The 12,290-nt window shown below is 73.5% G+C and carries 13 protein-coding genes and 2 riboswitches; of the genes, 10 read left to right on the forward strand and 3 right to left on the reverse strand.

Annotated elements, in window-relative coordinates; translation table 11 throughout:
* The 3 genes from VGF64_14085 to VGF64_14095 form a co-directional block, all read right to left on the reverse strand.
* Positions 1–324, reverse strand: a 324-nt coding sequence (locus VGF64_14085; protein HEY1635888.1) for an adenosylcobinamide-GDP ribazoletransferase, incomplete at its 3' end; no start/stop codon positions are given.
* Between the two features lie 5 nt (positions 325–329).
* On the reverse strand, positions 330–824 hold the full coding sequence (locus tag VGF64_14090) for a bifunctional adenosylcobinamide kinase/adenosylcobinamide-phosphate guanylyltransferase (GenBank protein HEY1635889.1): 495 nt from the start codon (positions 822–824) through the stop codon (positions 330–332).
* Positions 821–1,450, reverse strand: a complete 630-nt coding sequence (locus VGF64_14095; protein ID HEY1635890.1) for an adenosylcobinamide amidohydrolase — start codon at positions 1,448–1,450, stop codon at positions 821–823. Before VGF64_14095 ends, VGF64_14090 begins: the two co-directional genes overlap by 4 nt.
* Before the next feature lie 31 nt (positions 1,451–1,481).
* Positions 1,482–1,658, reverse strand: a riboswitch (cobalamin riboswitch).
* Here VGF64_14095 and cobO point away from each other — a divergent pair.
* The 10 genes from cobO to VGF64_14145 all read left to right on the forward strand — a co-directional run bounded on the left by cobO (position 1,650) and on the right by VGF64_14145 (position 12,284).
* Positions 1,650–2,183, forward strand: coding sequence for a cob(I)yrinic acid a,c-diamide adenosyltransferase (gene cobO, locus VGF64_14100; protein ID HEY1635891.1), 534 nt, complete (start codon positions 1,650–1,652; stop codon positions 2,181–2,183). (Overlaps the previous riboswitch by 9 nt.)
* Before the next feature lies 1 nt (position 2,184).
* Positions 2,185–3,591 (forward strand): cobyrinate a,c-diamide synthase, encoded by a 1,407-nt coding sequence (locus VGF64_14105; GenBank protein ID HEY1635892.1) that lies wholly within the window; start codon positions 2,185–2,187, stop codon positions 3,589–3,591.
* 192 nt (positions 3,592–3,783) lie between these two features.
* A riboswitch (cobalamin riboswitch) is annotated at positions 3,784–3,937 on the forward strand.
* Between the two features lie 17 nt (positions 3,938–3,954).
* Entirely contained in the window at positions 3,955–4,749 is a 795-nt protein-coding gene (gene cobI / locus VGF64_14110) for a precorrin-2 C(20)-methyltransferase (GenBank protein ID HEY1635893.1), read from the forward strand.
* Positions 4,746–5,561: a precorrin-4 C(11)-methyltransferase gene (gene cobM, locus VGF64_14115; GenBank protein HEY1635894.1), complete on the forward strand. Its 816-nt coding sequence runs from the start codon at positions 4,746–4,748 to the stop codon at positions 5,559–5,561. The genes cobI and cobM overlap by 4 nt, the downstream gene beginning before the upstream one ends.
* Positions 5,558–6,649 carry a cobalt-precorrin-5B (C(1))-methyltransferase gene (locus VGF64_14120; protein HEY1635895.1) on the forward strand — a complete coding sequence of 364 codons (1,092 nt, stop codon included), beginning with the start codon at positions 5,558–5,560 and terminating at the stop codon, positions 6,647–6,649. Before cobM ends, VGF64_14120 begins: the two co-directional genes overlap by 4 nt.
* The gene (cbiE, locus tag VGF64_14125; GenBank protein HEY1635896.1) at positions 6,642–7,829 is read left to right on the forward strand and encodes a precorrin-6y C5,15-methyltransferase (decarboxylating) subunit CbiE; all 1,188 of its coding nucleotides are present in this window, start codon (positions 6,642–6,644) and stop codon (positions 7,827–7,829) included. The genes VGF64_14120 and cbiE overlap by 8 nt, the downstream gene beginning before the upstream one ends.
* Positions 7,826–9,490 carry a precorrin-3B C(17)-methyltransferase gene (gene cobJ / locus VGF64_14130; GenBank protein ID HEY1635897.1) on the forward strand — a complete coding sequence of 555 codons (1,665 nt, stop codon included), beginning with the start codon at positions 7,826–7,828 and terminating at the stop codon, positions 9,488–9,490. Before cbiE ends, cobJ begins: the two co-directional genes overlap by 4 nt.
* Positions 9,491–9,686: 196 nt before the next feature.
* Positions 9,687–10,298 (forward strand): precorrin-8X methylmutase, encoded by a 612-nt coding sequence (locus tag VGF64_14135; protein HEY1635898.1) that lies wholly within the window; start codon positions 9,687–9,689, stop codon positions 10,296–10,298.
* Complete coding sequence (locus tag VGF64_14140; protein HEY1635899.1) at positions 10,291–11,124, forward strand: sirohydrochlorin chelatase; 834 nt, start codon at positions 10,291–10,293, stop codon at positions 11,122–11,124. Before VGF64_14135 ends, VGF64_14140 begins: the two co-directional genes overlap by 8 nt.
* An 86-nt stretch (positions 11,125–11,210) precedes the next feature.
* Complete coding sequence (locus tag VGF64_14145) at positions 11,211–12,284, forward strand: alkaline phosphatase family protein (GenBank protein ID HEY1635900.1); 1,074 nt, start codon at positions 11,211–11,213, stop codon at positions 12,282–12,284.
* Positions 12,285–12,290 lie beyond the last annotated feature (6 nt).

Raw genomic sequence — 12,290 nt, forward strand, 5'->3', positions numbered from 1 at the left:
CACGGCGCCGACCACGCCGATCCCGAAGGCTCCGACGCCCGGCTCGGTCATCACGGCGAGCCGCCGCTCACGCGAGAGATGCGGAAGGAGCCCGTCGGCGGCGTCAGCGAGACCGTCGAGGTGCAGCAGACCGGTGAGCCCGAGGTCCGCCGCCACCACGACGGCCGCGGCGATCGGCGCGTTCCACGCCCTCGTCGCTCCCCACCAGACCCCGCCCAGGGCCAGCCCCAGCGCGGCACCGACCAACGGGAACCACAGCAGCGCGCTGCCCGTGGGGCGGCTGGACCCGCCGAGCGGGGTCAGGAAGGAGAGGGCGCGCCGCACCGCCGTCAGGCCCGCTCGAGCGGTAGGACCCGTCCCGCCACGACCAGCAGGACCTCGTCGGCAGCGGCGGCGACCACCTGGTTGAGCGCGCCGAGCTCGTCACGAAACTGGCGTCCCATCTCGCTGCTCGGATGGACCCCAAGGCCCACCTCGTCGCTGACGACGACGGTGTCACCGGCGCGCGCCGCGATGTCGTCGCGGAGCCGCTCGCCGTCAGCGGTGAACGACGGCACGCCGCCCAGCCAGGCGCCCAGCGAATCGACCAGCGCGGTGCCCGGGAGCGCACGCAGCGCCGCACCCAGGTCCTCGCCCCGCCCGACCTCGACGGTGGACCAGCTGGCCGGCCGGCGGGCCCGGTGCACCGCGACGCGTTCGGCCATCTCGGTGTCTGCGGCCACCGTCGTGGCCACATAGGTCACGGGCCCGGGCAGCCCGGCCGCCACCCTCTCACCCACCTGCGACTTGCCCGATCGGGCTCCCCCGAGCACCAGCGTGATCACCCTTCTCGCTCCCAGGTTCCACGCCGAACCGCGGCGTGGACGGCGCGCGCCAGGCGCGATCCCCACGTCGAGCGCGGCCCGCCGAAGGCGAACGGCCGCCCCTCCGCGGGGCAGAGGACGCAAACCGCGTCGGTCGCCGTACCCGTGGCGTCGATTCCCAGCTCGGAGAGGGCCTGCACCTTGGCCTCGGTCGCGGTCGACACGGCGTTGACGAGCGCCGAGTCACTCAGCCGCTCGGGCACGCTGACCACGATGTTGATGGTGCCCACCAGCGGCTGGCGGGCAGCGTCCGGAGCCGCGGCCAGCAGCGGATGGCTCAGGCCGACAGTCGCCACCACCCCCACCCCGCCGTCGGTCGCCACGCCGTACTGGCGCACGTCGGCGGCGGTGAGCATGCCGACACCGCGGCCCGGCAGGCCGAGCGACACCCCGAGCTTGCCCAGGTGGTGATCGGGGTCTCGCCGGGCGTAGGACGCTGGCACCTGGGCGTTGACGACCCAGCGCCTGACCCCGAGCCCGCCCCCGTGCGGCGCCGAGGCGATGGCGCGCACGGGCGCCGGCGACCTCCACACGAGCACTGGAAGGTCGCGCCCGCTCTCCCGGCGAGACCTGATCTGCAACTGCATGACGTCCACGCGTCCCTCCGCAACCCGGCCGTGAAAAGGGGTCCGGGCAGGCAGGTCTCCTGGCTCCCGGATCGACGCTCCCCTCGGCCTTCCCGCCCGATTGGGCCGTGGCCTGGCGATGAGGATCGCTCCCCGGTCACAGTTGCGGGACAGCCCCGGACTCCCACCGGGTTCCCTGCGCTGCGGCGCCGACACTACCGTGCCGGGAATGGCACGCGCCGATTCGATCGTCCTGCTGAACACCGGGCACGGCAAGGGCAAGTCGTCAGCCGCCTTTGGCGTGATGGGGCGGGCCTGGGCCCGAGGCTGGCGGGTCGGCGTCGTCCAGTTCGTGAAGGGCGGGAAATGGAAGGTCGGTGAGCGCAAGCTCGCCGATCACCTCGGCGTGGAGTGGCACACCCTGGGCGACGGCTTCACCTGGGAGTCGACCGATCTCGACGAGACGGCGGCCAAGGGGCGGCACGCCTGGGAGGTGGCCAGGGCCAAGCTGTCCTCGGGCGACTACGACCTGCTGATCCTCGACGAGGTCACCTACGCCGTGAGCTACGGCTGGGTGACCGTGGACGACGTCGTGTCGGGTGTACGCGATCGCGCTCCCCGCACGAACGTCGTGGTCACCGGCCGCGACGCTGCGCCGGAGCTGGTCGAGCTGGCGGACACGGTGACCGAGATGCGCAAGGTCAAGCACGCCTACGACCGCGGCATCACGGCCAAGAAGGGCATCGAGTACTGACGTGGGTGAGCTCGGCCCCCGCCTCGTGGTGGCCGGCACCCACTCCGGGGTTGGTAAGACGACCGTCGCCACCGGGCTCATGTCGGCCCTGTCGCGGCGGGGCGTCGCCGTCGCCAGCGCCAAGGTCGGACCCGACTTCATCGATCCCGGCTACCACGCCCTGGCCACGGGACGGCCCGCCCGCAACCTCGACGCCTGGATCTGCGGCCCCCCCGCCATAGCGCCGCTGGCCGCCCGGGCCGCCGCATCGGCCGAGGTGCTGGTGGTCGAGGGGGTGATGGGGCTCTTCGACGGGGCCGCGTTCGAGGCCGACGGCGCGCGAGGGAGCACGGTGGAGGTGGCGTCCCTCCTCGACGCCCCTGTCGTCCTCGTGGTGGACGCGTCCGCCATGAGCACGTCCGTCGCCGCCCTGGTCCATGGGTACAGCTCGTTCGACCGCGGCGTCCAGGTAGCGGGAGTTGTGCTCAACCGTGTGGGCAGTCCCGGCCACGAGGTCCTCCTGCGCGAGGCCCTCGAGCCGCTCGGCATCCCTGTCTACGGCGCCCTGCTCCGCGACGACACGCTGCAGTGGCGGGAGCGTCACCTGGGCCTGGTCCCCGTCGTGGAGCAGCGGCAGGAGGTCGATCAGTCGCTCGCCGCGCTGGCAGCTGCGATCGAGCGCCACTGCGACGTGCCCGGGCTGATGCGGCTGGCCCGGTCAGCACCGAAGCAGCAGGCCGCTGCGCTTGCCCCGGCTCGGGCGAGCGGGTCCGCTCGGGTGGCCGTGGCCGGCGGCCCCGCCTTCAGCTTCTCCTACCCCGACAACATCGAGCGGCTGGAGGAGGCAGGAGCCGAGGTGGTGCCGTTCGACCCCGCCGACGATGCGACGCTGCCGCATGATGTCGATGCCCTGTACGCCGGCGGCGGGTTCCCGGAGGTCTTCCTGGAGGCGCTGGCCGCGAACTCGCCGATGGTGGACGACGTGCGACGCCGCGTGGCCGGCGGCCTGGTCACCTGGGCCGAGTGCGGCGGGCTGCTGTGGCTGGCCCGCTCACTCGACGGGCGGCCGCTCTCGGGTGTCGTACCAGCCGTCGGCCGCATGACCGACCGTCTCACCCTCGGCTATCGCCGAGCCCGGACCCGGGTCGCCTCGCCACTGGCCGAGCCGGGCGCGGAGCTACGCGGGCACGAGTTCCACTATTCCGTCCTGGATCCGGCGGGCGAGGCCCTCGACCTCGAAGGACGCTTCGGCGCCGGTAGGGGCGGGTTCGCCACGCCCACGCTCCTCGCGTCCTATCTCCACCTCCACCTCGGCGCCGACCCGGGCCCTGCGGAGCGGCTGGTCGCCGCGGCCAGCCGAGCGGAGGGCCGCAGCCGGGCTAGGGACCGGTCGCGGGCTGCTCGGCTCGGGCCGCCTCGGCCCGCCTGAGCGCCTGGCGCTTCATGCGTGCCTTCTTGCGGCGGACACGGTCGTTGTGCCAGCGAACCGTCGGTCGTGCTCCTCTGCCCATCTCCTCAGCCTAGGCGCGCCGCAACGTCCTCGGGCCGGCCTCCCGGGCCGCCCGTAGGCGCGCCGCGCCTGCCGCAAACGTCCTCGGGCCGGCCTCCCGGGCCGCCCCATTGCTCACGGAACTAGGATCGTCGCCCGTCGCCAAGCGCGGGAAGCCGGTGGGAGACCGGCGCGAGTCAGATCCACTGTGACCGGGGAGCGAACCCCATGACCGGGGCGAGCGGCGATCCGGGAGCCAGACACCGGCAGCGACGAGGATCAGCGTGCACGCGGAGGCGAACCATGGCCACGGCCGCAACCGAGCCCCGCGGCCGCCTGGTCGGGGTCGGCGTCGGCCCGGGCGACCCCGAGCTGGTCACCCGACAGGCGCTCCGGGTCCTCGCCGAGTCGGACCGGGTCGTGGCGCCGTCGAGCGCGGTCGACGCCGTCGGGCGCGCCGAGGCCATCGTCCGCCAGGCCAGCCCGGGGCTCCGCATGGACCGACTGGTCTTCGACATGACCGCTGACGGCACCCTGGGTGGACGGGCGGCCCGTGACGCCTCCCACCGGGCAGCAGCGCACTCCCTCCTCCCCTGGCTCGACGACGGCGAACAGATCGCCTTCGTCACCCTCGGCGACCCGAACATCTACAGCACCTTCTCGTCGCTGACCGCCGCGGTCCGCTGCCTGCGACCAGCGGTGGAGATCGGCACGGTGCCCGGGATCATGGCCTTCCAGGCCCTGGCCGCCGAGGCCGGCGCCGTGCTGCTCGACGGCACCGAGTCGCTGTCGCTGGTCACCGCGCTCGACGGGCCCGAGGCACTCGACGCCGCCATCGAGGACCCGACCCGCGCCGTCGTCGTCTACAAGGGCGGCCGCCACGTGCCCGAGATCGCTGCCAGCCTCTCGCGCGCCGGTCGCCTCGACGGTGCGGTCATGGGCGAGCTGCTCGGTCTGCCCGGCGAGCGCGTCGGACCCCTGGCCCGGCTCGCCGACCGTCCGGCCACCTACCTGGCGACGGTCATCGTCCCGCCGAGCGCCCGTCGAGAGCGCGAGGCCGGCCCGGGAGGCCCGCCCGTGGAACGCGAGGAGCGGTGATCAGCTTCGTGGGCGCCGGCCCGGGCGCCGCCGACCTCATCACCCTGCGGGGCGCCCAGCGGCTCGGCCGCGCCGACGTGGTCGTGTGGGCATCCTCGCTGGTGCCCGACGCCCTCCTGACCCACACCCGGCCCGACGCCGTCGTCCACGACTCGGCGACCATGACCCTCGAGGACGTCCTCGCCGTCTACGGCGACCACCCCGACGCGTCGATCGTGCGCCTCCACTCCGGCGACCCGGCGCTGTACGGCGCCATCCAGGAGCAGATCACCTGGTGCGTCGACAACGGGCGGGACTTCGAGATCGTGCCCGGCGTGAGCTCCCTGGGAGCTGCGGCCGCAGCTGCACGGCGGGAGCTGACCGTGCCCGCCCTGGCGCAGAGCGTGGTCATGACCAGGCTGGCCGGGCGGACGGCGGCGTCTATGCCGGCGCGCGAATCGGTGGCCGCCTTCGCCGCGCACGGCGCCACGATGGCGGTCTTCCTGTCGGGCGCCCGGCCGCGCCAGCTCCAGGATGAGCTCCTGGCCGAGGGCAGCGGTTATGGGCGTGACACCCCGGCCGTGATCGTGGTGCGCGCCTCCTGGCCGGACGAGGTGGTGGTACCGACGACGGTCGGTCGCCTGGCGGAGGATCTGGCCGCGACCGGGGCCAGGACCACCGTCCTCGTCCTGGTGGGACCGGCGCTGGCCGGCGCCGCCGGCAGTGACGGGACCCGCAGCCACCTCTACTCGCCGGCGTTCTCACACCAGTTCCGGCGCCGGTCGCCGCGGGGGTCGACGGCGGGCCGCGCCGCCCCCAAGGGGGCGCGGTGAGATCGGCGGAGCGAACCACCATTTCGCCGGAGCGAGGGCGCGGCCTGCGCACGGGCTGGACGACGGGTACCTGCGCGTCGGCCGCAGCCAAGGCGGCCGCGCAGGGTCTTCTGAGCGGCGAGGTCCCCGCCACCGTCGACATCGCCCTCCCCGACGGGCGCCGGGTCGAGTTCGCCATCGAGCCCGGCGGCGCTCAAGCCCGGGCCGTCGTGGTGAAGGACGCTGGCGACGACCCCGACTGCACGGACGGGGCCCGGATCACGGCCGAGGTGGCCTGGGGCGCGGCGTCGCTTTCGGGCCCCGAGCTGCGAGCCGGCCCGGGCGTGGGGACGATCACCAAGCCGGGGCTGGGCCTCGCCACGGGCCAGCCGGCCGTCAACCCGGTCCCCCGCCGCATGATCGGCGCCGCCCTGGCCGAGGTGACCGACCGACCGCTGGTGGTCACGTTCTCGGTCCCCGGGGGCGAGGCCATGGCGGCCAAGACCACCAACGACCGGCTGGGGATCGTCGGCGGCATCTCCATCCTGGGAACGACTGGGGTGGTCCGGCCCTTCTCGACCGCGGCCTACCGGGCGTCGGTCGTCCAGCAGGTCGACGTCGCCGCCGCCCAGGGCGAGACGATGATGGTGCTGGCGACCGGCAGCCGTTCGGAGCAGGCCGCCGTGCGCCTGCTCCCTCGCCTGGACCCGGTCTGTGTCGTGGAGGTCGGGGACTTCACCGGCATCGCCTTGCGGCGCGCCGCCGCCGCCGGTTTTCGACGGGCCGTGCTCGTCGCAATGGCAGGGAAGATCACCAAGCTCGCCGCGGGAGTGATGATGACCCACTTCCACCGGTCGAGGGTCGACAACGACCTCATGGCCCGGGTGGCCCGGGAGACGTCGGCGCCACCGCCCGTTCTCGACGCGGCCACGGCGACCGCCACCGCCCGGCACTTCTTCGACGCGTGCCGGGCCGAGGGGTTCGCGTCCCCGCTCGAGGCACTCTGCCGCGAAGCGCGTGCTGCGTGTGAGGCGCACGTCGACCGGCGGCTGACCGTCGAGGTGTGGATGGTCGATTTCGACGGGGCCGAGGTGGTCGCCCGTGGCTGACCGCATCGCCGTGGTGGGCCTCGGCGCCGACGGGCTGTGCGGGGTGGGCAGCGAGGCGCGATGCGCCATCGAGCGAGCCACGCTCGTGGTGGGCGGACGCCGTCATCTCGCCGCGTTCGCACCGCCGAGCGGGACGCGCACCGCGCCGCTCACGGCCGACGTGGGCGCGGCCCTGGACGAGATCGAGGCCGAGGCGGGCCCGGTCTGCGTCTTGGCGTCGGGCGATCCTGGGTTCTTCGGGATCGTCCGTCCGCTCGCCGAGCGGTTCGGGGCGGAGGGGCTGGAGGTGCATCCGGCTCCGTCTTTTGTCGCGCTGGCGTTCGCGCGGCTCGGGATGGCGTGGGACGACGCGGCCGTGGTCTCTGCCCACGGGCGCCCGCTGACGGCGGCCGCCCGGGCCGCGTCCTCACACGCCAAGGTGGCGGTGCTCGTCTCGCCCGACTCGCCGCCCGAGGCGCTCGGTCGCGCCCTCCTCGAGCTGGGCGTCACTGATCGGCGCGCCGCGGTGTGCGCCCGGCTGGGAGCCCCTGATGAGCGCGTCGACCTCGTGGACCTCCACGCCCTGGCGGCAGGCACCTGGGACCCGATCTCGGTGGTGATCCTGCTGGCCGAGCCGGACCGGCAGTCTGCGCCGGTACTCGCCTGGGGTCTGCCCGACGGATCGTTCGATCATCGGGATGGGATGATCACCCACGCCGAGGTGCGCGCCGTCGCCCTGGGCAAGCTGTCGTTGCCGTCCCGCGGCGTGGTGTGGGACGTCGGCGCCGGCAGCGGCAGCGTCGCCATCGAGTGCGCCCGCTCGGTCCCGGCCGCGCGGGTGCTCGCCGTCGAGGAGAACATCGCCGACGCCGAACGGATCTCGCACAACGCCGACCGCCACGGCGTCACCGTGGAAGTGGTCACGGGCCGGGCGCCCGCGGCCTTCGAGGGGCTTCCCGATCCCGACCGGGTGTTCGTCGGCGGTGGCGGTCACGCCGTCTTGTCGGCTGTGCTCGAACGACTCCGTCCCGGCGGTCGGGTTGTCGCGACCTACGCCGCCGTCGACCGGGCCGTCGCCGCTGCCGATCGGTTGGGCGCGGTGGTGCAGGTGGCCGTCTCGCGAGGGCGGCGCCTTCCCGACGGGGGTCTGCGCCTGGCGGCCGAGAACCCCGTCTTCGTGGCGTGGGGTCCGCAAGCGTGACGGTGCTGACGATCAGCGTCACCGAGCGCGGTCGGCTGCTGGCTAAACGGCTGCCTTTCGAGCACACCCACGGCGATGTCGGCGCGACCGTGCGGGCCCGGTGGTCCAAGGTGGATGCGCTGGTGCTCGTGCTGGCCACGGGCGCTGCCGTGCGGATCGTGGCCCCTCTGCTGGAGGACAAGCGAGTCGACCCCGCGGTGGTGTGTCTGGACGAGGCCGGGCGCTTTGCCGTGGCCCTCTGCGGTGGCCACCTCGGGGGTGCCAACACGCTCGCCCGACAGGTGGCCGCGCTCGTCGGCGCCGAGCCCGTGGTCACCACGGCCACCGACGCCACCGGCACCTGCCCGCTGGACGCGCTGCCGGGCTTCATTGCGGACGGCGACGTGGCCGGGGTGACCGCGGCCATGCTCGATGGACGCGCACCACTCGTCGACAACGACCTGTCCTGGCCGCTGCCCTCGACGGTGCCCGTGGGCGCCGGGCCTGAGCGCCTGGTCATCACCGACCGGCGCGTGGAGCCCGGCCGTCATGGCGTGGCCGTCCTGCGACCACCCACCCTCGTCGCCGGGATCGGCACCTCGACCGGTGCGCCGCCCGACGAGGTGGTGGGGCTGCTCGGCACGAGCCTGGCCGAGGCGGGGCTGGACGCCGCCTGTGTGGCGGAGGTGGCCACCATCGACCGCCGGGCGGACGAGCCCGCGCTCCACGCCTTCGGTGGTCCCCTGCGACTGTTCCCGGCCGAGACCCTGCGGCGAGTCCGGGTGCCGACGCCCAGCGGGACCGTGGACTCCGCCGTCGGCACGCCGAGCGTCGCCGAGGCGGCGGCGCTCCTCGCCGCCGGCCCGGGCGCCGAGCTGGTCATCACCAAACGCACGTCCGCCCACGCGGCCGTGGCCGTAGCTCGACGGCGCCGCCCCCGAGGGCACCTGGCCATCGTCGGCCTCGGCCCCGGCGATCCCCGCCACCGCACGCCCGCCGCCGAGGCCGCCGTCCGCCACGCCGACATCGTGATCGGCTACGGCCCCTACGTTGAGCAGTGCGCCGACCTGATCGGCCCGCACCACCAGATCGTCCGCTCCCCCATCGGTGACGAGGAGGACCGGGCCCGCCAGGCCGTCGAGCAGGCCGGCAGCGGCCGTCGGGTGGCCCTCGTCAGCTCGGGCGACGCCGGGGTCTACGCCATGGCATCGGTCGCCCTCGAGCAGGCGACGGCGAGCGAGGGCGCGGCATCGGCGTTCAACCTCGACGTCGTGCCCGGTATCACCGCCGCCACCGCCGCGGCCGCAGCCCTGGGCGCTCCCCTCGGCCACGATCATGCCGCCATCAGCCTCTCGGACCTGCTGACCCCGTGGGCCACGATCGAGTCTCGGCTCCAGGCCGTGGCCGCTGCCGATCTCGTCGTGTCGCTGTACAACCCCCGCTCCCGGGGACGCCCGTGGCAGCTCGACGCCGCCCGCCGGATCCTCCTCGAGCATCGGGTGCCGTCCACGCCCGTCGGCGTGGCGACCGATCTGTTCCGCAATGGTGAGCGGGTCCGCGTCACGACCCTCGCCGATCTCGACCCGGAGGAGGTGGGCATGACCACGTGTGTCGTCGTCGGCTCGTCGGCGACGCGGGTCGTGGACGGCAGGATGGTCACGCCCAGGGGGTACCGGCCGTGAAGCTCCCCGCCGGCCCGTCTCGACCCACGGTGACGATCGACGCCCGCTGCACGGCGTGCGGGGCCTGCATCGTCACGTGCCCCGAGACGGCGCTGCTGCCGGCACCGCGACGCCCGCTCGTGGTGGATAACCGATGCACCGGCTGCCTGGCTTGTGTCGAGGTGTGCCCGGCGGGTGCCGTGTCCGAAGGTTGGCATTGACTACTCCCCATCCCATCGAGGTCGAGAGCTACCGTCTCCTCGACCAGCGGGTCGACCTGTCGCACCTCGCGCCGCTCGTGCGCGCCGTTGTCGCCCGCGTGATCCACGCCACGGCCGACACCGACTACGCCGGCACCATGGTCCTCGACGAGAATGCCGTGCTCGCCGGCATCGAGGCCGTGCGCATTGGCGCTCCGGTCATCACCGACGTCGAGATGGTCGGCCACGGGATCACCGGCACAGCGTCGGTCTGCTGTCTCGATGAGATCGAGTCGACGCCGCCGTCCGGACCGACGCGCAGCGCCCGGGCCATGGCGCTGGCGGCTCGCCGCCACCCCACGGGGGCAGTGGTGGCGGTGGGCTGCGCGCCGACTGCGCTCCTCGAAGCGGTGCGGATGGCGACAGAGGAGGCGTTCGCGCCAGCGGTCATCGTCGGCCTGCCGGTCGGCTTCGTAGGGGCCGCAGACGCCAAGGCGGCGGCCCGGGCCAGCGGCCTACCCACGATCACCAACGTGGGAGAGAAGGGGGGCTCGGCCGTAGCCGCCGCCGCCGTCAACGCCATCGTCCGACTGGCACGGGCTCCAGGAGGCGGGGGCGACAGTGGCTGAGCGCGAACCCGCCCTGCTCCTCATCGGGCACGGCAGCCGCTCCGCCGCCGGGGTCGACCAGTACTGGATGCTCGCCGATGCGGTTCGCCGTTCGCGGCCGGGTCTGACGATGGGGTGCGGCTTCATCGAGCTGGCCCGACCCGACCTCGACGACGCCATCGGCGACCTCGTCGAGCGAGACGTGACATCGGTGATCGCGATGCCGTTGGTGCTGCTCGGCGCCGGACACCTCAAGAGCGACGGCCCCGCGGCGCTCTCACGGGGCCGGATCCGCCATCCCGGTGTCAACTTCACCTACGCCCGCGACCTCGGAATCCACCCCGCCGTCCTGGCCGTGGCCGAGGATCGCATACGCACCGCCGGCGGCGACGCGGTCGTCCTGGTGGGGCGGGGGTCGAGCGACCCCGACGCCAACGCCGACCTCTACAAGGTGGGGCGCCTGCTCGACGACTCGAGGGGGCTGGGCATGGTCGAGCCGGCCTTCGTCTCCCTCGCCCGTCCGTCGGTCGCCGACGCCCTCGACCGCTGCCGCCGACTCGGCGCCAGCACCGTCGCCGTCGTCCCCTACTTCCTCTTCACCGGGCTCCTGGTCGACCGCATCGAGCGACAGGCCCGAGTCTGGGCCGAGCGTCATCCCGACGTCGAGGTCGTGGTCGGCAGCGAGCTCGGTCCCGACGAGCGCGTGGCCCGCCTCGTCATCGAGCGCTACGACGAGGCGAGGACCGGCGGCGCGGTCATGAACTGCGACTGCTGCATCTATCGCACGGCGCTACCGGGCTACGAGCAGCGCGTCGGAGCCCCTGCCGCCGCCACCCACACCCACTGAATCATAGGCGGGCTGGGTCCGGGGCTTTTGTCGATGGACGGCCCATTTGGCAGGTCAGCGGGCCGGTCAGGGCGAAGGAGACTCGCATGCGCAAGACCCTCGGCAGGGTGCCCTTCCGATCCACCGCCACCGTCGGTGGAGCCGTCCTCGCCAGCATCTTCACCGTCGCGACGTCGGCCGGGACGGCGACCGCGGCCACGGGCCTGGAAGGCATCCCGGCCTACTCACACATCGTCACCGTCGTCCTCGAGAACGAGGGCTTCGATTCCACCTACGGTCCCGCCAGCCCGGCCACCTACCTCAAGTCGCTGGTCCCACAGGGCGCGTTGGCGACCAACTATTACGCCACCGGACACGCCAGTCTGGACAACTACATCGCCATGACCAGCGGGCAGCCGGACCAACCGGTCACCGGCTCCGACTGCGCCACCGTCAACCTCTACACCTGCGTCCAGGGCCAGCAGGCCATGTCGAACGGCGCCAACGTCGGCGACCAGCTGGAGGCCGCCGGCCTCGGCTGGAAGCAGTACGCCGACGGGATCAGCACGAGCTGCCTGCACGCCTCCTACAGCCCCACGGCGGGTACCGACCCGTACCAGGGCGCCGGGGCGAGTCCTCCGCCCGCCGGCCCCAACTACGCCGACCGGCACGTGCCGTTCCTCTACTACTCCGACGTAGTCGGCAACGACGCCCGCTGCCAGGCCCACGACGTGCCGTACTCCCAGCTGAGCACCGACATCACCAACGACACGGTTCCCGCCTACTCGTTCGTCACGCCCGACACCTGCAACGACGGGCACGACAATCCCTGTGCAGGCAAGACGACCGGGGGCCTGACCGCAGCCGATGCCTGGCTCTCAGCGAACATCCCCTCCCTCCTCAGCTACCTCCAGGCCCACAATGGTCTGCTGGTCATCACGACAGACGAGGCTTCGACCAGCGACACGACCGGCTGTTGCCACGGTGGTCCCGGCGGAGGCCCGGGCTTCGGCGGACGAGTCGGACTGTTGGCCCTCGGCCCGGGGGTCAAGGCCGGACAGACCATCTCGACCGCGTACGACCACGCGTCACTGCTGCGCACCGTGGAGGACTCCTTCGGCATCAGCAGCTATCTGAACAACGCGTCGGCTTCGGTCGGCATGCGCGACCTCTTCGGCTGATCGGCG

The organism is Acidimicrobiales bacterium (assembly GCA_036491125.1).
Lineage (GTDB): Bacteria > Actinomycetota > Acidimicrobiia > Acidimicrobiales > AC-9 > AC-9.

Coding starts and splice junctions, on each gene's coding strand:
- VGF64_14095 (HEY1635890.1), bottom strand. CDS start 1,450: ATGCAGTTGCAGATCAGGTCTCGCCGGGAGAGCGGGCGCGACCTTCCA.
- cobI (HEY1635893.1), top strand. CDS start 3,955: ATGGCCACGGCCGCAACCGAGCCCCGCGGCCGCCTGGTCGGGGTCGGC.
- VGF64_14145 (HEY1635900.1), top strand. CDS start 11,211: ATGCGCAAGACCCTCGGCAGGGTGCCCTTCCGATCCACCGCCACCGTC.